This window comes from Actinomadura sp. SCN-SB, assembly GCF_043906805.1.
Taxonomy (GTDB): Bacteria; Actinomycetota; Actinomycetes; order Streptosporangiales; family Streptosporangiaceae; genus Spirillospora.
This window is the reverse complement of the sequence record NZ_JBIMPP010000010.1, coordinates 128,488-155,052: the sequence shown is the minus strand read 5'-3', so window position 1 is coordinate 155,052 and position 26,565 is coordinate 128,488. Positions and strand designations below refer to the sequence as shown.

General features: G+C 70.2%; 23 protein-coding genes. 14 read left to right on the top strand and 9 right to left on the bottom strand.

The window, feature by feature from the left end:
• Positions 1 to 27: 27 nt before the first annotated feature.
• From ACGWYJ_RS09435 to ACGWYJ_RS09415, 5 genes are all read left to right on the top strand, one after another.
• On the top strand, positions 28 to 1,647 hold the full coding sequence (locus ACGWYJ_RS09435; protein WP_395105298.1) for a hypothetical protein: 1,620 nt from the start codon (positions 28 to 30) through the stop codon (positions 1,645 to 1,647).
• Between the two features lie 176 nt (positions 1,648 to 1,823).
• Positions 1,824 to 2,957: a pyruvate dehydrogenase (acetyl-transferring) E1 component subunit alpha gene (pdhA, locus tag ACGWYJ_RS09430; protein ID WP_395105297.1), complete on the top strand. Its 1,134-nt coding sequence runs from the start codon at positions 1,824 to 1,826 to the stop codon at positions 2,955 to 2,957.
• On the top strand, positions 2,954 to 3,961 hold the full coding sequence (locus tag ACGWYJ_RS09425; protein ID WP_395105296.1) for an alpha-ketoacid dehydrogenase subunit beta: 1,008 nt from the start codon (positions 2,954 to 2,956) through the stop codon (positions 3,959 to 3,961). Before pdhA ends, ACGWYJ_RS09425 begins: the two co-directional genes overlap by 4 nt.
• A 17-nt stretch (positions 3,962 to 3,978) precedes the next feature.
• Positions 3,979 to 5,313: a dihydrolipoamide acetyltransferase family protein gene (locus ACGWYJ_RS09420; protein WP_395105295.1), complete on the top strand. Its 1,335-nt coding sequence runs from the start codon at positions 3,979 to 3,981 to the stop codon at positions 5,311 to 5,313.
• A gap of 78 nt (positions 5,314 to 5,391) precedes the next feature.
• A complete protein-coding gene (locus ACGWYJ_RS09415) occupies positions 5,392 to 6,270 on the top strand; it encodes an SDR family NAD(P)-dependent oxidoreductase (protein WP_395105294.1) in 879 nt (292 codons plus the stop codon).
• A gap of 30 nt (positions 6,271 to 6,300) precedes the next feature.
• Here ACGWYJ_RS09415 and ACGWYJ_RS09410 read toward each other — a convergent pair whose 3' ends face one another.
• The 5 genes from ACGWYJ_RS09410 to ACGWYJ_RS09390 all read right to left on the bottom strand — a co-directional run bounded on the left by ACGWYJ_RS09410 (position 6,301) and on the right by ACGWYJ_RS09390 (position 11,635).
• Positions 6,301 to 6,597, bottom strand: a complete 297-nt coding sequence (locus ACGWYJ_RS09410) for a hypothetical protein (RefSeq protein WP_395105293.1) — start codon at positions 6,595 to 6,597, stop codon at positions 6,301 to 6,303.
• Positions 6,598 to 6,738: 141 nt separating this feature from the next.
• Entirely contained in the window at positions 6,739 to 7,665 is a 927-nt protein-coding gene (locus ACGWYJ_RS09405) for a hypothetical protein (protein WP_395105292.1), read from the bottom strand.
• 274 nt (positions 7,666 to 7,939) lie between these two features.
• Positions 7,940 to 8,194, bottom strand: a complete 255-nt coding sequence (locus ACGWYJ_RS09400) for a DUF6458 family protein (protein ID WP_395105291.1) — start codon at positions 8,192 to 8,194, stop codon at positions 7,940 to 7,942.
• 69 nt (positions 8,195 to 8,263) lie between these two features.
• Positions 8,264 to 9,760 (bottom strand): OmpA family protein, encoded by a 1,497-nt coding sequence (locus ACGWYJ_RS09395; protein ID WP_395105290.1) that lies wholly within the window; start codon positions 9,758 to 9,760, stop codon positions 8,264 to 8,266.
• Between the two features lie 42 nt (positions 9,761 to 9,802).
• Positions 9,803 to 11,635, bottom strand: coding sequence for an acyl-CoA dehydrogenase (locus tag ACGWYJ_RS09390; RefSeq protein WP_395105289.1), 1,833 nt, complete (start codon positions 11,633 to 11,635; stop codon positions 9,803 to 9,805).
• 676 nt (positions 11,636 to 12,311) lie between these two features.
• Here ACGWYJ_RS09390 and ACGWYJ_RS09385 point away from each other — a divergent pair.
• The 8 genes from ACGWYJ_RS09385 (at position 12,312) to ACGWYJ_RS09350 (ending at position 22,933) form a co-directional block, all read left to right on the top strand.
• Positions 12,312 to 13,511 (top strand): glycosyltransferase family 2 protein, encoded by a 1,200-nt coding sequence (locus tag ACGWYJ_RS09385; protein WP_395105288.1) that lies wholly within the window; start codon positions 12,312 to 12,314, stop codon positions 13,509 to 13,511.
• On the top strand, positions 13,508 to 15,463 hold the full coding sequence (locus ACGWYJ_RS09380) for a nitrous oxide reductase family maturation protein NosD (protein WP_395105287.1): 1,956 nt from the start codon (positions 13,508 to 13,510) through the stop codon (positions 15,461 to 15,463). The genes ACGWYJ_RS09385 and ACGWYJ_RS09380 overlap by 4 nt, the downstream gene beginning before the upstream one ends.
• A 1-nt stretch (position 15,464) precedes the next feature.
• The gene (locus ACGWYJ_RS09375) at positions 15,465 to 17,465 is read left to right on the top strand and encodes a right-handed parallel beta-helix repeat-containing protein (protein WP_395105286.1); all 2,001 of its coding nucleotides are present in this window, start codon (positions 15,465 to 15,467) and stop codon (positions 17,463 to 17,465) included.
• The gene (locus tag ACGWYJ_RS09370; protein WP_395105285.1) at positions 17,462 to 18,622 is read left to right on the top strand and encodes a nitrous oxide reductase family maturation protein NosD; all 1,161 of its coding nucleotides are present in this window, start codon (positions 17,462 to 17,464) and stop codon (positions 18,620 to 18,622) included. The genes ACGWYJ_RS09375 and ACGWYJ_RS09370 overlap by 4 nt, the downstream gene beginning before the upstream one ends.
• Positions 18,623 to 18,669: 47 nt before the next feature.
• Complete coding sequence (locus tag ACGWYJ_RS09365) at positions 18,670 to 20,001, top strand: UDP-glucose dehydrogenase family protein (RefSeq protein ID WP_395105284.1); 1,332 nt, start codon at positions 18,670 to 18,672, stop codon at positions 19,999 to 20,001.
• 165 nt (positions 20,002 to 20,166) lie between these two features.
• Positions 20,167 to 20,952, top strand: a complete 786-nt coding sequence (locus ACGWYJ_RS09360) for a sporulation protein (RefSeq protein ID WP_395105283.1) — start codon at positions 20,167 to 20,169, stop codon at positions 20,950 to 20,952.
• A 75-nt stretch (positions 20,953 to 21,027) separates the two neighbouring features.
• Positions 21,028 to 22,482, top strand: coding sequence for a hypothetical protein (locus tag ACGWYJ_RS09355; RefSeq protein WP_395105282.1), 1,455 nt, complete (start codon positions 21,028 to 21,030; stop codon positions 22,480 to 22,482).
• 127 nt (positions 22,483 to 22,609) lie between these two features.
• On the top strand, positions 22,610 to 22,933 hold the full coding sequence (locus tag ACGWYJ_RS09350) for a hypothetical protein (protein WP_395105281.1): 324 nt from the start codon (positions 22,610 to 22,612) through the stop codon (positions 22,931 to 22,933).
• 88 nt (positions 22,934 to 23,021) lie between these two features.
• On the opposite strand, the gene ACGWYJ_RS09345 is transcribed toward ACGWYJ_RS09350, so the two are convergent.
• The 4 genes from ACGWYJ_RS09345 to sigE all read right to left on the bottom strand — a co-directional run bounded on the left by ACGWYJ_RS09345 (position 23,022) and on the right by sigE (position 25,367).
• Positions 23,022 to 23,156: a WD40 repeat domain-containing protein gene (locus ACGWYJ_RS09345; protein ID WP_395105280.1), complete on the bottom strand. Its 135-nt coding sequence runs from the start codon at positions 23,154 to 23,156 to the stop codon at positions 23,022 to 23,024.
• A gap of 117 nt (positions 23,157 to 23,273) precedes the next feature.
• Positions 23,274 to 23,822 carry a YceI family protein gene (locus ACGWYJ_RS09340; RefSeq protein WP_395105279.1) on the bottom strand — a complete coding sequence of 183 codons (549 nt, stop codon included), beginning with the start codon at positions 23,820 to 23,822 and terminating at the stop codon, positions 23,274 to 23,276.
• Positions 23,823 to 23,952: 130 nt separating this feature from the next.
• Positions 23,953 to 24,771: an alpha/beta fold hydrolase gene (locus tag ACGWYJ_RS09335; protein ID WP_395105278.1), complete on the bottom strand. Its 819-nt coding sequence runs from the start codon at positions 24,769 to 24,771 to the stop codon at positions 23,953 to 23,955.
• 68 nt (positions 24,772 to 24,839) lie between these two features.
• Positions 24,840 to 25,367 (bottom strand): RNA polymerase sigma factor SigE, encoded by a 528-nt coding sequence (sigE, locus tag ACGWYJ_RS09330; RefSeq protein WP_395105314.1) that lies wholly within the window; start codon positions 25,365 to 25,367, stop codon positions 24,840 to 24,842.
• 313 nt (positions 25,368 to 25,680) lie between these two features.
• Here sigE and ACGWYJ_RS09325 point away from each other — a divergent pair, with 313 nt between their 5' ends.
• Positions 25,681 to 26,529, top strand: coding sequence for a PIG-L family deacetylase (locus tag ACGWYJ_RS09325; RefSeq protein ID WP_395105277.1), 849 nt, complete (start codon positions 25,681 to 25,683; stop codon positions 26,527 to 26,529).
• Positions 26,530 to 26,565 lie beyond the last annotated feature (36 nt).

Here is a 26,565-nt window from a genome sequence, read left to right as displayed (position 1 = left end):
GACCCACCAGCACCCCGGAGTCGATCGATGAACATCGATGAGCTGTCACCCCCCGAGCGCCGTCTCTGGGAGGCGTTCCCGCGCGGCGAGTCCGTCGACCTGTCCAGCACCGATCCCGGGCTGAGCGACCCGGCGACGGCCGACCGCTGGGGTCCCGACCGGTACATCCGCGCCGAGGTGCTGGTGGCGTTGCTGGCCGGGGCCGTCGAGCCCGAGTCGGGGCACGTGGCGGCGGTGCGGCTCAGCGGCGCCCGGATCCTCGGCTCCCTGAACCTCGGGCACGCGCAGGTGGACGTGCCGCTGGCCCTCACCAACTGCGTGTTCGACGAGGCGCCGCATTTCTACTGGGCGAGCATGGACAGCGTCCACATGATGCGGTGCCGGATGCCGGGCCTGGTCGCGTCCGGTACGCGGGTGGACGGGCATCTGTGGCTGGAGGGCAGCCAGGTGTCCGGCGGCCTGCTGCTGGACGGCGCGCACATCGCGGGGATCCTCAACATGTCGGGCGTCCACCTGCTCAACCCGGGCGGGGACGCGCTGCTGGCCGACCGGCTCAGCGTGGACGCCAACGTCTACTGCGACCAGGGGTTCACCGCGAACGGCGAGGTGCGGGTCCCCGGCGCGCGGGTGGGCGGGCAGTTGATCCTGCGCAAGGCGCGGCTGCACAATCCGTCCGGCGCCGCGCTGTACGCCAGCCGCCTGGAGGTGGCGGCCAACATGTTCTGCGATGGAGGCTTCTCCGCGCAGGGCTCCATCCGATTGCGCGGCGCCCGCGTCGGCGGCTACCTGTCCTTCGTGGGCGCGCGGCTGTCCTGCCCGGAGGGCATCGCGCTCAACGCCGACGACCTGGCCGTCGAGACCGACGTCTACTGCTCGGACGGCTTCACCTCGCACGGCGGCGTCACGTTCGCGGGCGCCCGCGTCAGCGGCCAGCTCAGCCTGCGCGGCGCCCGGCTGCACAACGACTCCGGGACGGCGCTGAGCCTGCAACGGCTCCAGGCCGAGGAGGTGCTGCTGCGTCCCGCCGAGCAGGTCAAGGGCGTGACCGACCTGTCGTTCGCCAAGATCAACCTGCTGCGCGACGACCCGGCGACCTGGCCGGAGCGGCTGCAACTGGACGGGCTGCAGTACGAGACCCTGGAGCCGCCGCTCACCGCCCGCGACCGGCTGAACTGGCTGCGCCGCGACACCGACGGCTACCAGCCGCAGCCGTACGAGCGGCTGGCGCAGACCTACCGCGCGCTCGGCCTGGACGCCGACGGGCGCTCGGTGCTGCTGGCCAAGGCCCGCGACCGGCGCAAGACGCAGGGCATCCCGCGCAAGATCGTCGGCTGGTTCCAGGACGTGCTGGTCGGCTACGGCTACCGCCCGTTCCGCGCCGCGAGCTGGCTGATGTTTCTGCTGGTGTTCGGAACGATCGTGTTCTCCCTGCACCGGCCCGCCATCCTCAACGAGGACGACCACCCGCACTTCAACGCGTTCTTCTACACCCTCGACCTGATCCTGCCGATCGGCGACCTGGGGCAGGAGCGGGTGTTCGCGCCCGAGGGCGTCTACCAGTGGATCGCCAACCTGATCGTCATCATGGGCTTCGTGCTGGGACTGACCGTGGCGGCGGGCGCCACCCGTGCCCTGTCCCGCGAGTGATCGGACGGCGCCGGGGGCGGGTAAGGATCCGGGTGCGTGGGGGCTTGCGCCTCCACGTGTGAGGTCTGCCACGATGGGCTTCAGCGGCGTTCGTCCCTTACCGGGGACGGGGCCACTGAAGAACGGCCGGCCGAGCGGCGACCCCGCGTCCGGCCCCGACCAAGGAGTAGGCATCGATGACGATCGACTCCGTGCGCGGCGCGCCCGCCACCCCCGAGCACGCCGAACCCGCACTCGTCCAACTGCTCACCCCCGAGGGCGAGCGGATCGAGCACCCCGACTACCCGCTGGACCTGTCCGCCCAGGAGGTCCGCGACCTCTACCGGGACCTGGTGACGGTACGCCGCATCGACCTTGAGGCCGTCGCGCTGACCCGTCAGGGCGAGCTCGGCATCTGGGCCTCGCTGCTGGGCCAGGAGGCGGCGCAGATCGGCTCCGGACGGGCACTGACCGAGCACGACATGGTCTTCCCGACCTACCGCGAGCACGGCGTCGCGTACTGCCGGAACGTCGAGCCGCTGCGGCTGCTGGGCCTGTTCCGCGGCGTGAACCACGGCGGGTGGGACCCGGCCGAGCACGGCTTCCACCTCTACACGATCGTGATCGGCAGCCAGACGCTGCACGCGACCGGGTACGCGATGGGCATCCAGCGCGACGGGGTCCTCGGGACGCCGTCGGCCGGGGCGACCATCGCCTACTTCGGTGACGGCGCCACCTCGCAGGGCGACGTGAACGAGTCCTTCGTGTTCGCGTCCGTGTTCAACGCGCCCGTCGTGTTCTTCTGCCAGAACAACCAGTGGGCCATCTCCGAGCCGCTGGAACGGCAGTCGCGCATCCCCCTCTACAAACGCGCGCAGGGGTACGGGTTCCCCGGCCTGAGGGTGGACGGCAACGACGTGTTCGCCTGCCTGGCCGTCACTCGGAAGGCCCTGGAGCACGCCCGTGAGGGGCAGGGCCCCACGCTCATCGAGGCGTTCACGTACCGCATGGGCGCCCACACCACCACCGACGACCCCACCCGGTACCGCCTCAAGGCGGAGGAGGAGTCGTGGAAGCTCAAGGACCCGATCGAGCGGGTCAAGGCGTACCTCGTCCGCAACGACCTGGCCGACGCGTCCTTCTTCGAGGACGTGGAGGCCGAGGCGAAGAAGAACGCGACCGAGCTGCGTGAGCAGTGCCTCGCCCTGCCCGACCCCGGTCCGCTGCAGATCTTCGAGAACGTGTACGCCGAGGACCACCCCCTGATGACCGAGGAGCAGGAGCAGTTCGCCGCCTACCTGGCGTCCTTCGAGGAAGAGGTGTCGTCATGACCGAGACGATGGAGACCGGCTCGGCGACCCCGACCTTCACGCTGGGCAAGGCGCTGAACGAGGGTCTGCGCAAGGCGATGGAGGCCGACCCCAAGGTCCTGGTCATGGGCGAGGACGTGGGCAAGCTCGGCGGCGTGTTCCGCGTGACCGACGGGCTCCAGAAGGACTTCGGCGAGGAACGGGTGATCGACACCCCGCTGGCCGAGTCGGGCATCGTGGGCACCGCGATCGGGCTGGCGCTGCGCGGCTACCGTCCCGTCTGCGAGATCCAGTTCGACGGCTTCGTGTTCCCCGCCGCCGACCAGATCATCACGCAGCTCGCCAAGATGCGGATGCGCTCGCTGGGCGCGCTGTCGCTGCCCGTGGTGATCCGCATCCCGTGCGGTGGCGGCATCGGCGCGGTCGAGCACCACAGCGAGTCCCCCGAGAACTACTTCACGCACACCGCCGGGCTGCGGGTGGTGGCCTGTTCCAACCCGGCGGACGCGTACACGATGATCCAGCAGTCCGTCACCTCCGACGACCCGGTGATCTTCTTCGAGCCCAAGCGCCGCTACTGGGACAAGGGCCCGGTGGAGACCGACCCGGCCGCGTGGACGCCGCTGCACAGCGCCCGCGTCGTCAACCCGGGCGAGCACGTCACCGTGCTGGCGTACGGGCCGTCCGTCAAGACCTGCCTGGAGGCGGCGACCGCGGCGGCCGAGGAGGGCCGCTCGCTGGAGGTCATCGACCTGCGCTCGCTCAACCCGCTCGACGTCGGCACGGTCGTGGAGTCGGTGAACCGCACCGGCCGTTGCGTGGTCGTCCACGAGGCCCCGGTGTTCAGCGGGTACGGCGCCGAGCTGGCCGCGCGCATCACCGAGAAGTGCTTCTACCGCCTGGAGGCCCCCGTGCTGCGGGTCGGCGGCTTCTCCACCCCCTACCCGCCGTCACGGCTGGAGGAGCACTATCTGCCCGACCTCGACCGCATCCTGGACGCGGTCGACCGGACGTTCTCGTGGTGACCGGGGGAGCCGAGCCGATGAGCGATGTGAAGCAGTTCAAGCTGCCCGATGTGGGCGAGGGGCTGACCGAGGCCGAGATCGTCAAGTGGCATGTGGCGCCGGGCGACCGGGTCGAGGTCAACCAGACCATCGTGGAGATCGAGACCGCCAAGGCGATCGTGGAGCTGCCCTGCCCGTTCGAGGGTGTGGTGACCGAGCTGATGGCCGAGGAGGGCGTCACCGTGGACGTCGGCGTCCCCATCATCTCGGTGGACGTGAGCGGCGGCGCCCCTGCCCCGAAGCCTCCCGTCGAGGAGCCGGTCCCCACCGCCGACGAGCCCGGCACCGTGGCACCCGACGAACCCAAGCGCCAGCCCGTCCTCGTCGGCTACGGGGTCAAGCCCGGCACCACCAGACGGCGCCCGCGCAAGGCGCCCGTCCCGAAGGCCCCGCCCGCCCGTCCACAGGTCACGGGCAACGGCCTGCCGCCGGCCAAGCCACCGGTGCGGAAGCTGGCCAAGGAACTGGGCATCGACCTCACCTCCCTCGCCGGCTCGGGCCCCGGGGGCTCGATCACGCGGGACGACGTCCTCACGGCGCACCGGGCGGAGACCGCCCCGGCCGCCCAACGACCGCCCGCCACGACCGTCCAGACCACCCCGGGCCCGGACGAGGAGCGCGTACCGGTCAAGGGCGTGCGGAAGAGCACCGCGACGGCCATGGTGACCTCGGCCTTCACCGCCCCGCACGTCACCGAGTTCCTCCAGGTGGACGTGACGGAGACGATGGAGGCGGTCAGGCGGCTGCGCACGCTGCCCGAGTTCGCCGAGGTCAAGGTGTCGCCGCTGCTGCTGGTCGCCAAGGCGCTGCTCACGGCCGTGGCGCGCACCCCGGAGGCCAACGCGACCTGGGTGGACGGCCCGGACGGCGCCGAGATCGTGCTGCGCCGCCGCGTGAACCTGGGCATCGCGGCGGCGACCCCGCGCGGGCTGCTCGTACCGAACATCAAGGACGCCCACGCCAAGTCGCTGCCCGAGCTGGCCAGGGCCCTCGCCGACCTCACCGCGTCCGCCCGCGCGGGACGGGCCACGGTCGAGGACCTGACCGGCGGCACGATCACCATCACCAACGTGGGCGTGTTCGGCGTCGACACCGGAACCCCGATCATCACCCCGGGGGAGGCGGCGATCCTGGCGTTCGGGCAGGTCCGTGACATGCCGTGGGTGCACGAGGGCGAGCTGGCCGTCCGCAAGGTCACCACGCTGGCGCTGTCGTTCGACCACCGCGTCATCGACGGCGAGCAGGGCTCCCGAGTCCTGAAGGACGTCGGCGACATGCTGGAGGACCCGCTCCGCATCCTCGCCTGGCACTGACCCCACGGCCGATCCGCGGCGTGAGCTCACCCCCGATTAGAACCCCCGCACAGGGGAAGCGCTGATCGGGGGTGACTCATGAGCAAGGTGTGGTTCGTCACGGGGAGCTCGCGGGGGCTCGGGCGTGAGATCGTCCTCGCGGCGCTGGGGCGAGGCGACCGGGTCGCGGCGACCGCGCGGCGCCCGGAGCAACTGGACGACCTGGTGGTGACCCATCCCGGGGCGCTGGCGGCGCTGCCGCTGGACGTGACCGACCCCATCGCGGTCCGGTCGGCCGTGGACGCGGCGATGGCGGAGTTCGGCCGGCTGGACGTCGTGGTGAACAACGCGGGCTACGCCGACCTCGCCGCGTTCGAGGACACCACCCCCGAGGGCTTCCGCGCGCAGATCGAGACGAACCTGTTCGGTCCCGTGCACGTGACGAAGGCCGCGCTCCCCATCCTGCGCGAGCAGGGCGGAGGCTCCGTGATCATGGTGTCCTCGGTGGGCTCCCGTTCCTCCTCCCCGGGCCTCTCCGCGTACCAGACGGCGAAATGGGCGATCAGCGGCCTCTCCGGGATCCTGGCCAAGGAGGTCGGGCCCCTCGGCATCAGGGTGACGGCCATCGAGCCGGGCGGCATGCGGACCGAATGGGCGGGCGCGTCAATGGCCAAACCCGAGCCGTCCCCTCCGTACCGCGAGATCATTCAGGCGGCCGCACAAGCCCACGCAACCGTGGCGACCGCCGCCTTCGGCGACCCAAAGAAGATCGCACAAGCCATCCTCCATATCGCCGACATGGACGCCCCACCCGCAAGGCTCCTCCTGGGCACCGACGCCCTGGCCGTAGCCCAAGGCACCGCCCGTGCCCTGGCCGCCCGCGACACCGAGTACGAACAACTGACCCGCTCCACCGACCGCGACGACATCACCGAAGAACAACGCGCCGCCCTATCCCTGGACGAACACACCGCCTGACCACAGCAACGGCTACCAGAGCCACAATGCTCAGGCCGGGTGGACGAAAACCTCATCAAGAGAGGTAGCCGTAGCAGCCCTCTCAATCCAAACACCAAGCAGACCACGATCCCGGCAGCTCTCAATCCGCTGCCGCTCACGCGCAGGCACCGCAATGCCCCGCGCCTTCAACACCCGGAACAACGAGTCGACCTCGCCCTTGGCCAGGCCCTCAGCCAGTCCTTTGGCTTCGCCCTTGGCTTCGCCCTTGGCGAGTCCTTTGGCTTCGCCCTCGGTGAAGTAGCGCAGGGCGAACTCGCTCTTGTACTCGTACCCCTGCCAGTTCATCAGGTCCTCCAGGCAGGCTCGGCGGCCTCAGGCCGTCAAAAGATGGAATTCTGCCGACCTTACGGCAACGCCGAGCCGCCACTGGAGCAGCACCAACCATGCTGAAAGACGACTCAGGCTGAGTTCGTGTACCAGGCTGGCTCAGTGAGCCGCGTGAGCGAAGACCTCGTCCAGAGAGGTCGCCGTCGCGGCCCGCTCGATCCAAGCACTCAGCAGACCGAGGTCCCGGCAGCTCTCAATCCGCTGCCGCTCACGCGCAGGCACCGCGATGCCCCGCGCCTTCAACACCCGGAACAGCGAGTCGACCTCGCCCTTGGCCAGGCCCTCAGCCAGTCCTTTGGCTTCGCCCTTGGCTTCGCCCTTGGCGAGTCCTTTGGCTTCGCCCTCGGTGAAGTAGCGCAGGGCGAACTCGCTCTTGTACTCGTACCCCTGCCAGTTCATCAGGTCCTCCAGGTAGGTTCGGGCGGCCTCACTGAGCGCCACGAACACGATGTCAGTGTAACGGTGCCGATGTGCGGGATCGATGGCCTGGAGTGCCTCGGCGAACACCTCCAGTACTCCTTTACCGTCCGGGCTGTCGCCGTGGGCGATGGCCGACAGCGTCGCCAGGTCCGGGTCACGGGCGGCTTGAGCTGGATCGGTGACGAGGGGGATCTGCTCGGGACCGTAGACCAGCGGCGACAGGCCCCAGCCGGGATGGCCGGTATGGATGGGCTTCGCGCACCAGCGAGAGATCGCCTTGTCGGGGCAGACCACCAACAGCATGGTCGGGCACTCGAGCCGGGCGTGGAGCGTGGTCAGGTAGACGGGCCAACTGCGGCGCTTCGCCTTGTCGCGGGTGCGCTGAACCTCGACGACGACGGCGAGGACCGGTTTCGGTGACTCCAGGACGACCACGGCGTCGGCGCGGTACTCGGTCGGGGCCCACTCGGTGAGACCACCGCTGTCCAGGCGGGCGTCCGTGTACGGAGGAACGTCGACCCCGAATGCCTCCTTCAAGGTCCGGGCGACCAGCTCAGGATCCCGGTGGAACAACTCGACGAGCGCTTCATGCTGACTCCCTGGCATGGATGGGACACTATACGTAATCATGCCGGGAGATCGGGCGAATTCGAAATTTGGTGCTCGTCGTTTCTTGTGATCGCCGCCACTCGCAAATCGGTCGAATTACCCCCGGATGGCGCGCATCCCGGGGAGTATTCCGGGATTGCCCTATAACGCGGGCGTTTTTCAAAAATGGGCGCGCGACCGAGGGACATTTTCCCCTTGGGAGTGCACAGGCTGGCATTTCGGACCCGCCGCACGCACGGTGGCCTTGGGCTTGCCTGTTCAGGGACAGGTGTCAGGCCGGGGGGTGGTTGTCCGGGGTGTCGTTGTCGGGGTAGCGGTCGCGCATGAGGCGGCCGCCTAGTTCGGGGGATCTGCGTTGCATGCGGTTCATCATCAGGAGCTGGAGCGCGAACGAGGCGCCGCCGACGATGATGAGGATGACGCCGATCACGTGGATGTCCACCGGGTCGGTCATCGCGTCCTCGGCGATGGCGAACTTGAGGATCAGCCCAAGGGTGATCGTGAAGATGCTGACGCCGACACCCATCGATGACCTCCGCCAGACGTTTCGGAGCCGTGCCCTTTAACTATCCAACGCGATCGGTCGCCACACGTGTCAGGACACCGGGACGTTGTCGACCTTGCCGAAGGGGCCGGCGTCGAAGACGACGGTGGAGGGGGCGCCGGGCGGGGCCGGGATGTAGACGAAGCCGCGAATGGGCTCGTTGGCCGCGGTGCGGAAGGTGGCCCGGCCCGGGTCGACGTAGGTGGCGCTGTTGGCGGCGGGCGGGCCGATGCGGACCGCGCGGTACACGTCGGTGCTGCCGGGGACGCTCACGGAGAACGAGGTGAACGCGCCGCCCAGGTAGTCCTTGTGGGGGTAGACCGCGTCCGGGGGGATGGTGCCCGGTCCTTCGTTGACCAGCTCGAACACCGCGACCAGGTAGGCGCCGTCGCGGTAGAACGGCTTGACGTCCAGGCGGCGCTTGTTCTTCTCCTCGCCGAAGGTCGCGTAGCGGCTGGCGACCGTTCTGCCGTCGGAGGCGCGGAACGTGGCGGGGGCGGCCGTGGTGCCGCGTCCGGAGGCGGTGGTGGCGCCCGGGGTCTGCTGTCGCACGATGTAGGCGATCTCGACGCGGCGGTTGCGGGCGCGGGCCTGGGCGTCGTCCGAGCCGCCCTCCTTGGCGATCAGCTCGGTCTCGCCCTTGCCCTGGGACGTGTACCGGTAGGTGGCGCCGAGCCGCTTCTCCAGTTCCTCGCGGACGGCCTCGGCGCGTTCCTTGGAGAGGGTGAGGTTGTCGGCGTCGGAGCCCTGGCTGTCGGTGTGGCCGCTGATGGTGATCGGGCCGCGGGACGGGTCGCCCTGCGAGCGGATCTCCTGGGCGGCCTGGTCGAGCACCTGCTTGGCGCGTTCGGTGAGCTCGGCGGAGCCCGACTCGAACAGCACGTCGGCGCGCAGGTTCACCTTCACGTCGTTGCCGCTGGCCGCGACGTCCTTCACGGCGCTCTCGGTGATGTCGTACAGGTCCAGGGGGTTGGTGGGCTGCGCCGGGGTGGAGGTGGTGGTGGGCGTCGGGGAGTCGCCTCTGCCGGTCACGGGGACGCCGGTGTACTCGCCCGCGGTGCCGAGGCTCAGGACGGTGATCCGCTGGACGGTGGCGGGGATCGGCGGGAACTCGGCGGTCAGGTCGCGAGACGTTCCGGGGGCGAACTGGATGTTCTGCGGTGTCGCGCCGGGCTGGGTCCCGAGGGGGCGGTAGAGCTTGCGTCCGACGGGGTCGAGCAGCGCCAGCGTGAACGGGATGGACTTGGTCGCGTTGTCGAGGGAGGTGACGGTGTAGCTGAGCACCGTCTTGGCGCTCTGCCGTTCGACCGACCTGATCTCCAGGCGGGCGTGCAGGCCGTCCGCCGTCCCGAACCAGCCCTCCTTGGTGAACTGCCCGGCGGGCCGGGTGGTGGGCTGTGCGGGTCCTTGGCGCGAGATGGGCGGATCGACGGACTGGGGGGAGCCGCTGTCCGCGCACCCGGCCGCGGCCAGCAGGCAGGCCAGGGAAGCGGCGGCGGGGGTGAGGAGTCTGCGTGGCGGCCCGGACGCGAACATGGACGCGAGCATAGGACTCTCCCACCCCCGCCGTGGAGGCGCGTTCGGTAACGACTAGAACGACGCTTCCGGGAGCTCCATGACGTCGAGCGTGGTGTTGTCGAGAACGACGCGGTCCGATGTGAGGCGGGGCAGCACGGTGGCGCAGAAGAACTGGGCCGCGGCGACCTTGCCGGTGTAGAAGTCGCGGTCCGCGGCCGACACCTCGCCGTCCAGCTTGGTCAGGGCGATCTCGGCCTGGCGGCACAGCAGCCAGCCGACGATGAGGTCGCCGAGGGCGAGCAGCAGCCGGGTGGTGTTGAGCCCGACCTTGTAGATCTCCCTGGGGTTCTCCAGGGAGCCCAGCGCCCAGCCGGTCATCGTCCCGATCATGCCCTGGACGTCCTCCAGCGCGCGGGCGAGCAGGACCCGCTCGTTCTTGAGCCGCCCGTTGCCGGCGTCGCCGCCGGCGAACGCCGCGATCTCGGCGGCGAGGTGGCCGAACGCCTCGCCGTTGTCCCGGAGGATCTTGCGGAAGAACAGGTCCATGCCCTGGATCGCGGTGGTGCCCTCGTACAGGGTGTCGATCTTGGAGTCCCTGATGTACTGCTCGATCGGGTAGTCCTGGAGGAAGCCGGAGCCGCCGAGCGTCTGCAGCGACTCCGCGCCGAGCAGCGCGTAGGCGCGTTCGGAGCCGAAGCCCTTGACCACGGGCAGCAGCAGGTCGTTGAGCTTCTCGGCGCGCTCGTCCGTGCGGCCCTCGTGCGCGGCGATCTGGACGGCGTCCTGGAAGGTCGCGGTGTAGATGACCAGCGCCCGCATGCCTTCGGCGTACGCCTTCTGGGTCATCAGGCTGCGCCGGACGTCGGGGTGGTGGGTGATGGTGACGCGCGGCGCGGTCTTGTCGGTCATCTGGGTGAGGTCGGCGCCCTGCACCCGTTCCTTGGCGTACTCCAGCGCGTTGAGGTAGCCGGTGGAGAGGGTGGCGATGGCCTTGGTGCCGACCATCATCCGGGCGTACTCGATGACCAGGAACATCTGGCGGATGCCGTCGTGCACGCCGCCGACCAGGTAGCCGATGGCGGGGTGCTTCTCGCCGAAGGTCAGCTCGCAGGTGGTGGAGACCTTGAGCCCCATCTTCTTCTCGACGTTGGTGACGTAGACGCCGTTGCGCTCGCCGAGTTCACCGGTCTCCAGGTCGACCAGGTACTTGGGCACCAGGAACATCGACAGGCCCTTGGTGCCGGGGCCGGCGCCCTCGGGACGGGCCAGCACGAGGTGGAAGATGTTCTCGGCCATGTCGTGCTCGGCCGAGGTGATGAAGCGCTTGACGCCCTCGATGTGCCAGGTGCCGTCGGGCTGCTCGACGGCCTTGGCGCGTCCGGCGCCGACGTCGGAGCCGGCGTCGGGCTCGGTCAGCACCATGGTGGCGCCCCACAGCCGTTCCAGGGCGAGCTCGGCGAAACGCTTCTGCTCGGGAGTCCCGATGGCGTGCAGGATCTGGGCGAAGCCGGGGCCGGAGGAGAACATGTGGACGGCCGGGTTGGCGCCCAGCACCTGCTCGGACACCGCCCAGGCGAGGCTGCGGGGGGCGCCGACGCCGCCGAACTCGGCGGCCAGGTCGAGGCGGTACCACTCGGCGTCCAGCCATGCCTTGAACGACTTCTTGAAGCTGTCGGGCATGGTGACCGTGCCGGTGGCGGGGTCGAACACCGGCGGGTTGCGGTCGGCGTCCTCGAAGGACTCGGCGAGCGGGCCGTGCGCCAGCCGGTTGACCTCCTCGAGGATGCTACGGGCCGTGTCGAGGTCGAGGTCCTCGTAGGGACCGGTGCCCAGCAGCTCCTGGCGACCGAAGACCTCGAAGAGGTTGAACTCCAGGTCCCGGAGGTTGCTCTTGTAATGCCCCATCGAACACTCCGTCTGTTCGGCGGCGCTCCTGACGGGCCCGCTGCGTGCTGTGTACTAGCCGGTAACTCGACATCATGCTACCCGTTGGTAACCACTGGCAAGCCATGCAGGGCCGACATCTCGCGGTAAATCTGTGATTACTCACCCATGTGATAAGAATCACGGACCCTGTCTCCGTGGTGAGAGTCCACACAGCCCCGTGCTCCGATCGCCCGCCTCAGGCGTCCGTCCGATCCGGACGAACGGGACACCGGTCACCCGCGGACACCGCAAGGTTTCACGAATATGTCGGACGGGAGTCCGGAAGATTTCTGAAAGGACAGTGTTGTTTCCCCTCGGAAACGACCGGATGACGAACAAACGAACGGCCGTCACGGCCCGCGCCATCCATTCCGCTGTCCGGATCCGGAACGGCTTCTGACCGCTTCCGGCAAGCTATTCCCTTCCACTCGATCTGTGGTCATTACTGGTAGAAGGACGTTGTCACCAGAGTGGTGAGTTCCTTTTCGGCCGGGACGAGGGAGGGGTCTTGTCGTCTGTCACGGGGTGGCTGAATGACGTCTGGGAGGCGATAGCGGGGGCTACCGCGGGGGGCGACTGGCGCAAATTGATCCCTCTCGGAATCGCCGGCCTGCTCGTCTGGTCGCTCTGGCTCTACAGGGTGATCCTGTCCCGCTTGGACAGACCCGTGGTGAACGGATTCCGCACCACCGTCTCGGTGGTCGTGCCGTCCTACCGCGAGGACCCGGAGATCCTCATGCGCTGCCTGGAAAGCTGGCTGGCGCAGGATCCCACCGAGGTCATCATCGTGGTGGACATCGCGGACGAGGACGCCCACCGCAGGCTGGCCGAGGTCACCGACCCCCGGCTCCAGGTGCTGATCTACGAGCACGCGGGCAAGCGGTCCGCGCTCGGCGTGGGCATCCGCGCGGCGAGGTCCGAGCTGGTGGTGGTCGCCGACTCCGACACCTGGTGGCGGCCGGGCCTGCTGGACGCCGTCCAGATGCCGTTCGAGGACCCCCAGGTCGGCGGGGTCGGCACGCAGCAGAACGTCTACCAGCGCACCACCAGCGTGTGGCGGCGGATCGCGGACTGGCTGGTCAACCTGCGCTACTACGACTACGTCCCGGCGATGGGCTCCAAGGGAGGGGTCGCCTGCCTGTCCGGGCGCACCGCCGCCTACCGCCGGTCGGTGATCCTGCCGGTGCTGGAGCACCTGGAGAACGAGTTCTTCCTGGGCCGCCGCTGCATCGCCGGGGACGACGGGCGGCTGACCTGGCTGGTGCTCTCCCAGGGGTACAAGACCGTGCATCAGTCGTCGGCCCGCGCGGTGTCGATGTTCCCCGACTCCTTCCGCGCGTTCTTCAAGCAGCGGATCCGGTGGAGCCGCAACTCCTACCGCTGCTACCTGACGGCCCTGTGGAAGGGCTGGCTCTGGAAGACCCCGTTCGTCACCAAGGTCACGGTGCTGCAGATCCTGCTCACCCCGGTCACGATGGGCGTCACCCTCGGTTACCTCGTCTTCAGCCGGATCGTGGGCAACCTGACCCCGCTGGGCATCGGCCTGGCGATCGGCTGGGTGCTGCTCGGCCGGGGCATCCGCGGCTGGTCGCATCTCAGGCGGCACCCCGGCGAGATCCTGCTGCTGCCGCTGACCACGCTCGTGATCATCACGATCTCGCTGCCGATCAAGCTGTACGCGTTCCTCACGATGAACAAGCAGGGCTGGCTGACCCGCAGCGCCGACCAGATCGGCGGCGCCGGGCAGACCGCCGGCTCGCTGCGGGACATGGGCGTCCCGTCGCCGCGTCCCACGCCCGTCCCCGGTCCTCCCGCCTACGGGACGGGCGCGTCCCACGGGACGAGCCACGGATGAGCCGCGCCGATGATCGCCGCCCGCACCGGCGGCGCGGGGGGATGGTGCGCGCCGTCGCGCTCGGGACCGGCCTGGCCGCCCCGTTCGCCGCGATGACCGCGATGGCACCCGCCCCCCAGGCGGCGCCTCGGGCCGCCGGGCCCGCCGGGGACGCCGTACGCCAGGCCGCGCTGGTCGACCAGGAGGACCAGCGGATCATGCAGGTCCGCTCCGTGCTGACCGCGATCATGACCAGCGGAGGCGCGCCCACGGCGGAGCTGAAGCAGCCGAAGGTCTTCGGGTCCAGCCACGGCAAGACCCTGGTCCTGCCACCGCCCGCGAGCGGCCGCCCCTATACCGTGTCCGACCTCGTGCGGATCGGCGGCAAGTACTTCCGGAAGCTTCCCGATGGATCGTTCCTGCTGGGCGCGCACCTGTTCGTCGCGGACGGCACGGGCCTGGTGCTGAGCGACGCCACCGGGCCGCTGCACATCCGGATGGGGAGCACCGCGACGGGATTCAGCTCGATCGTCAGCTTCGGCGGCAGCATCAGGATCGAGGGCACCGCACGCGCTCCGGTGCAGATCTCCAGCTGGGATCCCGGCACGCGGGGCCCCGACGTCCAGGTCGCCGACGGCCGCGCCTACATCCGGGCGGTCGGCGGCGAGTTCAAAATGAAGCACGCACGCGTGTCGGACCTGGGGTTCTGGAGCGGGCGGACGGGCGGCATCGCGCTGACCGGCACCGAGCGTCCGGCCAACGCCGCCAAGCGGCTCACCAAGGAGCAGCGGCACGAGGCCAAGCGGCGGCGGCTGGAGCAGAACGGGCGGGGCAACCCCGGCGGGGGCGGCGGGCCCGGCGACATCCAGATCGAGCAGCCGGGCGGCACCGCCACCCACGTACCCGCCGCCGACCTGGTCACCGGGGCCATCGAGAACAGCGTGATCAGCCGGAACGCCTTCGGGCTGTTCGTCTCCGGCTCCAACCAGACGCAGATCAGGTCCGACCGGATCGAGGACAGCCTGGTGCACGGCGTGCTCATGCACCGGTTCGCCAAGAACGCCACGATCTCCGGCACCACGGTGACGGGCAGCCGCGGCGACGGGTTCATCCTGTCCCGGGCCACGGAGAAGGTACGGGTGATCGACTGCGTGGCCGAACGCAACGGCCGTAACGGGTTCACGCTGAACGGGCAGCCGCTGGCCAAGGGCCCGTCGGCGGCCGGGGAGTCGCTGGAGAGCTTCGGCGACAGCTCGGTGAACGGCAGCGTGGCCAGGGACAACGGCCGCTACGGCATCGAGCTGCTGGGCGGCGACCGGCTGTCGGTGCAGAACAGCCGAGTGATCGGCGGCGATATGGGCATCGTCGTCCGCAACGGCGCCACCGACGTGCAGATCTCCGGCAACCGCCTGGAGAAGCAGGTGCGGCAGGGCATCGCGCTGCGGGAAGGCGTGCGGAACGCCCGGCTGGCCGGCAACACGGTCGTCGGCGCCCGTACCGGGATCTACCTGCGCAACGCGAACGCCTCGCTGGTCGGGAACGTGGTGCAGGGCGCCACCCTGCACGGCATCACGTTCCGTGGGGCGGCGGGCGGGTCCACCGTCCGCAACAACACGCTGAGCGGGTCGGGCACCAGCGCGGTCAGCACCTCCGGGTCGCACGGAAGGGTGCTCAAGGAGGGCAACAACACCGACGCATGGCGCGACACCGCGTCGCTGTGGATGAAGACGCAGCGCTACGCCAAGCCGATGAACCTCATCTGGGCGGGGGTCTTCCTCCTGGTCGTCCTCACGATGATGCGGTCGGGGAGGCGGCGCGACAGGGGCCACGGCGGTCGCGGGACCGACCCGTACGCGCTGCAACGTCCCCTGGAGGAGCGGGGAGTGCGGCGACTGACGCACCGCGCCGCAGGCCGGCACGCAGGCGGCGGACCCGCACAGCCGAGCCGACATCCCGAGGCGGAGGGCATCTGACATGGCAGAGCATGGGATCGACCGTTCCACCGCGCCGCCCGGACCACAGGAACCGCCGGGGCCGCCCCCGAAGAAGGGGGCGTTCGGCAAGGTCGTCACGACGATCATCGTCCTGGGGCTGGTGGGCGGCGGAACGTACACCTACCGCGTCCGCTCCCTCAACGGCGGCGACCTGCCCGCGGTGAACGAGGTGACGCCCGCGTCCGCGCGGCAGCAGTCGACACTGGTCGACCAGGAGGACACGCGCATCATGCAGGTGCGCGCCAACCACGAGTCGCGGCTCGCGGACGGCGGGACGCTCGCCGCCCAGGTGCGGCAGCCCTACACCGCCAGCTCCGCCAACGGCCGCACCTTCGTGCTGCCACAGCGCCGCGAGCCGTACTACGTCGCCGAACTGGAAAGCAAGCGGGTCCTGGAGCGGCAGGCGGACGGGTCGTACCTGCTGACCACCAGCATCCTCGCGGTGGAGGGCGCCAAGCTGGTGCTGCAGAACGCGTCCGGGCCGCTGACCATCCGGCTGCGCAGCGTCCCCGGCTCGTTCACCTCCATCGTCGGCTTCGGCGCCGGCATCCGGGTGAACGGCTCGGCGCAGAACCCCGTGCGCTTCACGAGCTGGAACGAGGACACCCGTCGTCCCGACACCGAGGTGTCCGACGGGCGTGCCTACATCCGGGCGATCGGCGGCGAGTTCAGCATGACCTACACGCAGGTCAGCGACCTCGGCTTCTGGAGCGGGCGGACCGGCGGCCTCGCGCTGACCGGGAGCGACCGTCCCGGTTCGGCCGCCGAGCCGGTCGGGGCGCCGTCCGTGCCGCGCGCCATCCGGCTGCCCAGCGGCGAGCGCGACACCAACAGCGGCGGCCGCGAGGAGATCGAGGTCGGCGCGCCCACCGGCGGCGGCAGGACGACGTACTACGTGCCGCAGGCCAACCTGGTGAGCGGCGTCATCGACCACACCACGGTGACGGGCAACGCCTACGGCCTGTTCGTCACCGCGGCCAACCAGACCCAGCTCACCAACAACACGATCAGCGGCAGCCTGGTGCACGGGGTGCTGCTGCACCGGTTCGCCAAGAACACCGTGATCGAGAACACCACGGTGCGGGGCAGCCGCGGCGACGGGTTCGTGCTGTCGCGCGGCACCGAGGGCGTCCGGATCACCGGTTGCGCGGCCGAGCGCAACGGCGGCAACGGCTTCACGCTGAACGGGGAGCCGCTGGCCGCCGGGCCCTCCGCGTCCGGCGAGTCGATCACCGCGTTCGGCGGGAACCTGATCAGCGGCAGCGCGGCGCGCGGCAACCGCAGGTACGGGGTGGAGCTGGTCGGCGGCGACAACGCGGCGGTGCAGAACACCCGGATCACCGGGGGCGACATGGGCATCGTCGTCCGGAGCGGCGCGACCCGGGTGCAGATTTCCGGCAACCAGGTCAGCGGGCCGGACCGGCAGGGCATCGTGCTGCGCGACGGCGTGACGGGCGCCACGGTCGCCGGCAACGTCGTCACGGGGGCGGAGACCGCCCTGTACCTGCGCCGCGCCACCGGGACGCTCATCGGCAACACCGTCCAGTCGGCGTCCCGGCACGGGGTCACGCTGACCGGCGCCGTCGCCGGGACGAGGGTCACCGGCAACACGATCGGCGGGACGGGCACCAGCGCGCTGGACGTGCGCCGGGCGACCGGCGGCCACACCGTGACCGGCAACAACGTCCACGCGTGGCGCACGACCGCCGGCTTCGGGACGTGGGTCGGGCGGGCGCTGAAGCCGATGAACCTGATCTGGGCGAGCGTGTTCCTGCTCGTGGCCGTGTCGGTGTACCGGTCGCGGGACGCGGAGATGCGGATCGGGCGGCACGGCGCACATCCCTATGAAAAGCAACGCAGACTGGAAGAACGCCCCGTGCGCGTCCTGCGGCGCGCCCGGCCCGAGCCATCGCCCAACGGTCACACGTTGCCCGACGGCGAGCCCGTGGGGGCGTTCGCCGAGAGGACGGGAGGCACGTGACGGCCAGGATCGATGTGAAGTTCCTCGTGGGACTGCTGGTCGGCGCCCTGGTCACGGCCGTGCTCGCGTTCCTGCTGGCGGGGCCGGGCGACGACGGCGACGGCTCGTCCAGGGCGTCCGGGAACGGCCCGGCCGCGACCGGCGACGGCGGGGACCCTGCCGACAAGGGACAGGACGACAAGCGGCAGGACGGCGACGACCGGGGCGGCGACGACGTGTTCACCCCCGGGCCGGGCTTCGACCTGCCCGTGCCGGACGGCGAGGGCAAGGTCACCTGCCCGTCCCCCACCAAGGCCGTGAGCGACACCAGGGAACTGGAGGACGCGCTACGGTCGGCGCGTCCCGGCGACGTGATCCGGATGAACGCCGGCACGTACGAGGGCACGTTCGTCGCCACCACCTCCGGCACCGCGCGGCAGCCGATCTTCCTGTGCGGCGGCCCGGACGCCGTGCTGGACGGCGGCGGGATCAGGAAGGGCTACGCCTTCCACCTGGACAAGGCCGCGCACTGGAGGCTGGTGGGCTTCACCGTCCGCAACAGCCAGAAGGGCGTGATGGCCGACACGACCACCGGCTCGATCGTGCAGGGACTCACCGTGCACGACATCGGTGACGAGGCCATCCACCTGCGCAACTTTTCCACGCGCAACACCGTGCAGTACAACAAGATCTACAACACCGGCAAGCGACGGGAGAAATTCGGCGAAGGCGTCTACCTCGGCACCGCACAGTCCAACTGGAAACAGGTCTCCGGCGGCCGCGTCGACAACAGCGACTTCAACGTGGTGCGCGGCAACGTCATCCGCGCCACGGCCGAGGCGATCGACATCAAGGAGGGCACGAAGGGCGGCCGGATCGTCGGCAACGTGTTCGACGGCTCGGCCATGGGCGGCGGCAAGGTCAACGATTCCTGGGTGGACGTCAAGGGCAACGGCTACCTGATCGAGGGCAACCGTGGCACCGGGACCCTCGCCGACGGCTTCCAGACGCACGAGATCGTGAACGGCTGGGGCACCGGGAACGTGTTCCGCCGCAACATCATCGACCTGGCCGGCGGCGACGGCGTCGGCGTGAACGACACCGCGGGCGGCAACACCGTCGCCTGCGACAACAAGGTCACCGGCGGGCCGCTGCTCACAAAGGGCACCTGCGCGTGACAGCGATGACGACCCACCACGCCAACGACCCGCGAGGGAGAGGATCCATGAAGCAGACGGAGACCCCCAGGCTCACCGTCATCGGCACCGGCTACCTGGGAGCCACCCACGCGATCTGCATGGCCGTCCTGGGCTTCGAGGTCCTCGCCATGGACGTGGACGAGCGGAAGATCGCCAGGCTGGCCGGCGGCGAGGTGCCGTTCTTCGAGCCGGGCCTGCCCGAGCTGCTGACCAAGGCGCTGGAGTCGGGGCGGCTGCGGTTCACCACGTCCTTCGCCGAGGCGGGCGCGTTCGGGGACGTCCACTTCCTGTGCGTGGGGACCCCGCAGACGCCCGGCTCGGACGCCGCCGACCTGACCTACGTGGACGCGGCCGTGCGCGGCCTGGCCCCGCATCTGGACCGCCGGGCGCTGATCGCCGGCAAGTCCACCGTCCCGGTCGGCACCGCGGCCCGGCTGACCGGGCTGGTGCACGAGCTGGCCCCGGCGGGGACGGACGTGGAGCTGGCCTGGAACCCCGAGTTCCTGCGCGAGGGCTTCGCGGTGGACGACACCATGCATCCCGACCGGCTGGTGTTCGGGGTCGCGTCGGACTGGGCGTACGAGCGGCTCACCGCCGCCTTCCAGCCGATCCTGGAGCAGGGCACGCCGGTGATCCGCACCGACCTGGCCACCGCCGAGCTGGTCAAGGTCGCCGCCAACTCCTTCCTCGCCACCAAGATCTCCTACATCAACGCGATGGCCGAGGTGTGCGAGGCGGTCGGCGCCGACATCAAGGACCTGGCCGACTCGCTGGCCCTGGACGACCGGATCGGCGGCAAGTTCCTCAAGCCGGGCCTCGGCTTCGGCGGCGGCTGCCTGCCCAAGGACATCCGGGCGTTCGCGCACCGCGCCGAGGAGATCGGCGTCGGCCAGGCCGTGGCGTTCCTGCGCGAGGTGGACGCGATCAACCGCCGCCGCCGGGCCCGCACCGTGGACCTGGTGCGCGAGCTGCTGGGCGGCCAGATCTCCGGGTACCGTATCGCCTGCTGGGGCGCAGCGTTCAAGCCCAACTCCGACGACATCAGGGACGCGCCCGCGCTGGACGTGGCCCGCACGATGCACGGCCTCGGCGGTCACGTCCGCGTGTTCGACCCGGCCGCGCTGGACAACGCCCGCCGCGCGTTCCCCGAGCTGCGGTACGGCGAGAGCGCGCTGGACGTGGCGCGGGACGCCGACGTGGTGGTGCTCCTCACCGAATGGGCCGACTTCCGCGAGATCGAACCGGACGCGCTGGCCGAGGTCGTCCGGAGCAAGCGCATCGTGGACGGACGGCACGCGCTGGACGCCGCCAAATGGCGCGCCGCCGGATGGGAATACCGGGCGCTCGGCCGGAGCTGACAACGGACGCCCCGGTGGTGAGACCGGCGAACCCTCTCACCACCGGGGTCCGACTCCGGACACGCGATCACCCCGCACGACGGCCTGCTGGAACGTAGCCTCCAGTAGGGACGTCTATTCGACTGACGCCGGCGGGGGAGACGCCCCACGACACGGGAGGAAGCCTTGGTCTTCAAGAAGCTCATGCAGGCGGCGGGGATCGGCGGTCCGGAGGTCGAGACGATCCTGCACAACCCGAACACCACACCGGGCGGCACCGTCACCGGTGAGGTGACGATCCTGGGTGGCAAGCACGACTCGGACATTCTGGGCGTCAACCTGGCCCTGAAGACCCGGGTGGAGGTCGAGTCCGGCGACAGCGAGTACACGTCCAACCTGGAGTACGCCAAGCTGCCGATCGCCGGGGCGTTCAAGCTGGACGACGGCGCGCGCTACAGCGTCCCGTTCCAGTTCCAGATCCCGTGGGAGGCGCCGCTCACCCACTTCTACGGCCATCCGCTGCGCGGCACCACCGTCGGCCTGGCCACCGAGCTCGAAGTGGCGCGCGCCATTGACGCCACCGACCTGGACCCGATCGCGGTGCATCCGCTGCCCGCGCAGGAGCGCATCCTCAGCGCGTTCGCCAACCTCGGCTTCCAGTTCCGCAACGCCGACTGCGAGAAGGGCCGTATCTGGGGCGTCCACCAGGAGCTGCCGTTCTACCAGGAGATCGAGTTCTACCCGCCGGCGCGGTACTCCCGCGGCATCAAGCAGCTTGAGGTCACGTTCGTGTCGTACCCGCAGTCCATGGAGGTCGTCCTGGAGCTGGACAAGCGGGGCGGCGTGTTCACCGAGGGCCACGACGCGTTCAGCCGCTTCACCGTCGACTACGCGACCGTCGAGCACACCAACTGGGAGCAGCAGCTCGACGGCTTCCTCCAGCAGGCCGGCCGCCGCAGGGGGCTGTTCTGAGCCTCGCCTGACAAGGCCCGGGGGAGGCACCCGGGCCTTGATCATTTCTGGGCCCGTCCCGTAGAAAGAGACCCCGTGGTGGAACCCCCCGGACTGAACGACGCGGAACGGCGGCTGTGGTCGTCCTTCCCCACCGGCGGCCAGGTCGTCCTGGGCGAGGTGGTGCCGGCCGGCCCCGACCCGGACCGCATCGTCCGCGCCGAGGTGATCTCCCAGTTGCTGCTCGGCGCCTGCCCGCCGCGTACCGGCTTCGTGGCGGCCGTCCGGCTGAGCGGCGCGTACATCATCGGCACCCTCGACCTGTCCGGCGGCTCCGTCGAGTACGAGCTGCGGCTCACCCACTGCCGTCTCACCGAGACCCCTGACCTGTCCAACGCGCAGACCCGGCAGGTGCGCCTGTCCGACTGCCGGATGCCGGGGTTCGACGGCGGCGGGCTGCGCGCCGACGGCTACCTCAGCCTGTCCGGCTCGCACATCGAGGGGTCGGTCCGGCTGCCCCGCGCGCAGATCATGGGCGGTCTCCGCCTGAACGGCACGCGGATCACCGCCTCCGAACCCGCCGAGTGGGCGCTGTTCGGCGGCGCGCTGCTGGTCGAGGCGGGCATGTACGCGCGGGAGGCCGAGATCGAGGGCGGTGTCCGGCTGACCGGCGCCCGTATGAACGGGGGCATCTGGCTGGAGGGCGCCACCCTGCGCAACCCGGGGCGGCTGGCCATCGACGCGCAGAACATGGTCGTCGAGGACGCCGCCGAGTTCTCCCGCGCCACCACGATCGGCACCGTCCGGCTGCGCAACGCCCGCGTCAACGGGCTCCTGGCGTTCTCCCGGGCCAGGCTCGACTCGGCCGACCCGAACCGGCTGGCCCTGCACGCCAGCCATATGACCTGTGACGAGCTGCTGCTGTTGCCGGCGGAGAAGATCAAGGGGCCGGTCTCGCTGTCGTTCTCCCGGATCGCCGTGGTCATGGACGACCAGTCCATCTGGCCGGACGAGGTGCGTCTCAACGGCCTCACCTACGAGACCCTGCGCAACGTGCCTTTCCAGCACAGGCTGAGCTGGGTCTCGCGCGACAAGGAGTTCCACGCCCAGCCGTACGAGCAGCTCGCCACCTACTACCGCGGCATCGGCCACGACGACTACGCCCGCAAGGTCCAGCTCGCCAAGCTGCGCGCCCGCCGCCGCAACCTCAACCCGATCGGCAAGGCGTGGAACGGCCTGCTCGACTGGACGGTCGGCTACGGCTACCGGCCCTGGCTGGCCTTCGCCTGGTTCGCCGTCCTGGTCGGCCTCGGCACGGCCGTCTTCTCCTCCAACCGCCCCCACACGATCAAACCGGCCGACGAACGCCCCGACTTCCACGCCTTCGTCTACACCCTCGACCTGCTGATCCCGATCGACACCTTCGGCCAGCAGCAGTCCTACGACCCCCAGGGCTGGTCCCGGTGGATCGCCTACGCCCTGGTGGCCGCGGGCTGGGTCCTGGCCACCGCGCTCATCGCCGGCGTCACCCGCGTCCTGCGTCCCAACTAGGGCGGCGGCCTTTCACGAGCGGGCGCGCGAATACGGGGGAATCGTTGATCGAACTTTCCGGCCCGGGTCCGGATCGTATAAGGCAGCCGGCGCCTTCCATCGAATCCACCGGATCGGAGAGTCCTCAATGCATTCCGACGACCTGATCGTGATCGGCATGCTCGCCGCCAGCCTCGTGCTCGCCGGAACCCTCACCTTCGCGCTCATCGGCCGTGACCTCCAGGGCTCGGCCAGGGTAGGGGTCTCTCTGCTCAGCGCCCTCCTCGTGGGCCTGACGTCGCTGTTCGTCCCCTGGCTTCCGCTGCTCGCCTTTCTCGCCACCGCGGCGGGCTATCTGGTGATGCGCCGCATGATCAGGCCGGGTCTCGCCCTGGCCGCCTCCGCGGTCGTTCTCTTCGGCGGGCTGTCGGGAGCGGCGGCGCTCATGGCCGCCGCGCTGACCTCGATGTGACCTATTCGCCGCGACCATTTTGCGACGGCCGATTCTCGATGGTCATTCGCGGACGGAAATGGGGAACGCGCCGCGCGCCCGTGGACGCTCAGGTGAGGTCCCACAGGCGCGCGGTGCGGTCGCGGCTCGCGGTGGCCAGGGACCTGCCCCCGGGACCGAAGGCCACATCGGTGACCTCGTCGGTATGGCCGCGGTCGCAGCGGGTCCATTCAGCGTCCTTCACCCCAGACTCGGACGATCCTGATCATCCTAGGGCGGCACGGGCCGGGAGACCGGGCGAACCGAAAGGCCGTCCGCCATGAGGCGGGCGGCCTTTCCCGGTACGCGGCGCGGAGCCGGGTCAGGCGCGGACGGCCTGGATCTCGAGCTGGAGGACGACCTTGTCGCTGAGCAGGGCGCCCTCGCCCTTCAGCGGGACGTTGAACTCGATGCCCCAGTCCTTGCGGTTGATGGTGGTCTCGGCGCTGAAGCCGGCGCGGGTGCCTCCCCACGGGTCCTCGCTGACGCCGTTGAACTCGACCGCCAGGCTGACCGGACGGGTGACGTCCTTGATGGTCAGGGCGCCGTCCAGGTAGTACTGGCCGCCCTCTTCGCGTACGCCGGTGGACTCGAAGGTCATGACCGGGTGGTTCGCGATGTCCAGGACGTCGGACGAGCGGACGTGCGCGTCCCTCTCGGCGTGCCGGGTGGTCAGCGACTCCACCTTGATCTCGGCCTTGGCCGTGGAGGAGGCCAGGTCGTCGGCGATCTCGATGGCGCCCTCGAACTCGGTGAAGATGCCCCGCACCTTGGTCATCAGGTGCCGGATCACGAAGGCCACCTCGGAGTGGGCGGGGTCGATGTTCCAGGTGCCGGTGGTCAGTCCGGGGGCCACGGTGGCAATGCTCATGGAAGGCTCCTATTTGCTTGAAGTTTCAACAACTAGCGCGCGACAGGTTAGTTGAGGTTTCAAATACCTGTCAAACCCTAGCGATCACCGGTCTCGGCTGTCACTGGAACACCCCGCCTCGCCCAGATATTCACACCTGGGCGCGACCGGCCCGATCGGCGTCGCGCAGCGGGTGGTCGCTGCCCTCCAGAAGGACCCTGGCCACCAGCTCCGGGTCGTCCCACATCGGGACGTGCCCGCAGCCCTCCAGCCAGATGAACCGGGCGTTCGGCAGCGTGCGCTGGGCGCGGACGGCCTGCCCCATCCGCAGCAAGCGGTCGTTGACGCCCCAGGCGATGGTCACCGGGACGTCGGCACACGACCCCCGGAACCGTACACGGCGCCCCGCGCGCAGGGTGGGCTCGAAACCGGGGCACGATCGCAGCGCGCGGGCATCGGCGGCGAGGGTGGCGAAGTCCATGCGATCCGGGCGACCGTAGATCATCCCGAACATGGCCCTGCGGCGGCGCGGGGAGCGGGCGAGCCGGGCCATCAGCGCCTCGGGAAGCGCGGCGGCGCGGCGGGACGCGCGCAACGCGGCGGCGGCGAAGGCCAGCTCCCTGGCGTTGTAGAAGCCCGCGGGGGACAGCGCCGTGGCCGAGCTGACCAGGCCGCGGTCGGCGGCCTCAAGGGCGAACAGGCCACCGAGCGAGTTCCCCGCGATGTGCGGACGCCCCAGGTCCAGGCGGTCGAAGAGATCGGTCAGGATGCCGATGGTGGCGCCCACGGTGTACGGGGTGCCGGCGGGGAGGGGCGGCGAGCCGCCGAAGCCCGGCAGATCGACGGCGATGACGTCGCGCTCCTTGGCGAGCGCGTCCATGACGGGGTCCCAGGCTTGCCGGCGATGCCCGATGCCGTGCAGGAGGACGAGCGGGGGGCCGTCGCCGCGACGGTCGAAGACGAGGTCCACGGCCCGAGGGTAGGACAGAAGTTACCGGCCGGTCACGTGTGATGGCTCTCACACGTCGGGAAGGTCGGCTAAAGGCAGACGTCGGCGGGGCGGCGGTGCTCCAGGGCGGCGCGGAGCTGGGCGCGACCGCGATGGATGCGGCTGCGCACCGTGCCCATCTTCACGCCCAGCGAAGCGGCGATCTCCTCGTACGTCAGGCCCTCGATGTCGCACAGCACCACGGCGGCCCGGTACTCGGGGGCCAGCGCGTCCAGGGCGCGCTGGATGTCGGCGTCCAGGTGACGGTCGTCGTACGCCTGGGCGGGGCTCGGCTCCCGGCCCTGCAACCGCTCGGCCGCGTCGTCGGCCAGCGCGTCGAACCGGATCCGCTGCTTGCGGCGGGCGCGGTCGAGGAACAGGTTGGTGGTGATGCGGTGCAGCCAGCCCTCGAAGGTGCCGGGGGTGTAGGAGGACAGGGACCGGAAGACCCGGACGAACACGTCCTGTGTCAGGTCCTCCGCGTCATGCCGGTTGCCCGTGAGGCGGTACGCCAGCCTGAACACCTTCGTGGAGTGCTCGCTGACGATCTCCTCCCACGTCGGAGGCGTCCACGCCATCGCGCCTGCGCTCACCACTACCCCCGTCTGATGCGAAATCGTTACGGCCAAGCATGCCGGTACCCGGATAAGAGCCGTGTAAGAAGGCCGTCCGTGGCCGGAAGCGGCTTCCCGCAGGCGCTCCCGCCGCCCCGGAACCGGCCTCCTGCCTGCGGAGACCTGCCCGCGCACCGGCGACACGCCGCCTTCAACGGCGCCCCGATGTGACCCATGCCTCATCCGCGGGGCGTTTCCCACCAGGCCCGCGCGGGCCTGGAACAGGTTTGACGATCCGCTGGAATGATCGTCGACCGCGGCCGGGCATCACGGTGCCGTGCCCAGAACCTGCGTGTTCTTCCACGCCCACCGAGGCGACGAGGCGCTGCTGACCGCGGGCACCATGGCGCGGCTCGCGGCGGAGGGGCATCGGGTGGTCCTCGTCCTCGCCGCGACCGGACGCGAGCCGTCCTGCCTGGATCCGCGCCCGCGCGCGCCGGTCCGCGCCGACGTGCCGGACGCGCCGGCGGGCATGCTGGGCTGCGCACGCGTGGTCGTCCTCGGGTACGAGGACTCCGGCCCGGACGGGGAGGCGCTCGGCGGCTTCTCCCGCACGAACGTCGACCTCGCCGCCGGCGTGCTGGCAGGGGTCCTCCGCGAAGAGGACGCCGACCTGCTCACCGTCTACGACCCGGGCGGCGGGTACGGGCACCCCGACCACGTCCATGTCCACCGTGTCGGGGTCAGGGCCGCGGAATTGGCGGGCACACCGGTCGTCTTGGAAGCGACGTTAGACCGGGATTTCCTCCGGCGCGCCCTGCGATTCCTCGGCCCCTTTCTTCGGTCCTGGGCGGCTCCCCGGACCGCGTATTCTTCGCGCGCCGACATCACACATCGGGTGCGGGTCGGCGCGTATTCCTCCATGAAGCGCGCGGCGATGGCCGCGCACTCCGGCCACCGGGCGGGCGGCGACCCCGCCTGCGCCTCCGCGGCGCTGCCCCGCCTCCCCCGCCTCCTGTTCCGCCAGGTCATGGGCACGGAATGGTTCGTACGGCGGGACCTGCCGCCCGGGACCGTCCTCGACCACCCGCTGGCCATGTGGCCAGACACGGCCCCGCCGCCGGAACAGGGACGGCGGCCCGCCCGCCACCCCACCACGGAGCCCAGGATTTCCGTTAAGAAATGATGTGACGTTCCAGGACATTGCTTGGGCGATTCACGC

Bases quoted from the DNA above. Each gene is read 5' to 3' on its own strand.
- ACGWYJ_RS09390 (WP_395105289.1), bottom strand. From the start codon at position 11,635: ATGGGGCATTACAAGAGCAACCTCCGGGACCTGGAGTTCAACCTCTTC.
- ACGWYJ_RS09410 (WP_395105293.1), bottom strand. From the start codon at position 6,597: ATGAACTGGCAGGGGTACGAGTACAAGAGCGAGTTCGCCCTGCGCTAC.
- ACGWYJ_RS09405 (WP_395105292.1), bottom strand. From the start codon at position 7,665: ATGCCAGGGAGTCAGCATGAAGCGCTCGTCGAGTTGTTCCACCGGGAT.
- pdhA (WP_395105297.1), top strand. From the start codon at position 1,824: ATGACGATCGACTCCGTGCGCGGCGCGCCCGCCACCCCCGAGCACGCC.
- ACGWYJ_RS09415 (WP_395105294.1), top strand. From the start codon at position 5,392: ATGAGCAAGGTGTGGTTCGTCACGGGGAGCTCGCGGGGGCTCGGGCGT.
- ACGWYJ_RS09400 (WP_395105291.1), bottom strand. From the start codon at position 8,194: ATGGGTGTCGGCGTCAGCATCTTCACGATCACCCTTGGGCTGATCCTC.
- ACGWYJ_RS09395 (WP_395105290.1), bottom strand. From the start codon at position 9,760: ATGCTCGCGTCCATGTTCGCGTCCGGGCCGCCACGCAGACTCCTCACC.
- ACGWYJ_RS09420 (WP_395105295.1), top strand. From the start codon at position 3,979: ATGAGCGATGTGAAGCAGTTCAAGCTGCCCGATGTGGGCGAGGGGCTG.
- ACGWYJ_RS09350 (WP_395105281.1), top strand. From the start codon at position 22,610: ATGCATTCCGACGACCTGATCGTGATCGGCATGCTCGCCGCCAGCCTC.
- ACGWYJ_RS09380 (WP_395105287.1), top strand. From the start codon at position 13,508: ATGAGCCGCGCCGATGATCGCCGCCCGCACCGGCGGCGCGGGGGGATG.
- ACGWYJ_RS09425 (WP_395105296.1), top strand. From the start codon at position 2,954: ATGACCGAGACGATGGAGACCGGCTCGGCGACCCCGACCTTCACGCTG.
- ACGWYJ_RS09340 (WP_395105279.1), bottom strand. From the start codon at position 23,822: ATGAGCATTGCCACCGTGGCCCCCGGACTGACCACCGGCACCTGGAAC.
- ACGWYJ_RS09435 (WP_395105298.1), top strand. From the start codon at position 28: ATGAACATCGATGAGCTGTCACCCCCCGAGCGCCGTCTCTGGGAGGCG.
- ACGWYJ_RS09365 (WP_395105284.1), top strand. From the start codon at position 18,670: ATGAAGCAGACGGAGACCCCCAGGCTCACCGTCATCGGCACCGGCTAC.
- ACGWYJ_RS09375 (WP_395105286.1), top strand. From the start codon at position 15,465: ATGGCAGAGCATGGGATCGACCGTTCCACCGCGCCGCCCGGACCACAG.
- sigE (WP_395105314.1), bottom strand. From the start codon at position 25,367: ATGGCGTGGACGCCTCCGACGTGGGAGGAGATCGTCAGCGAGCACTCC.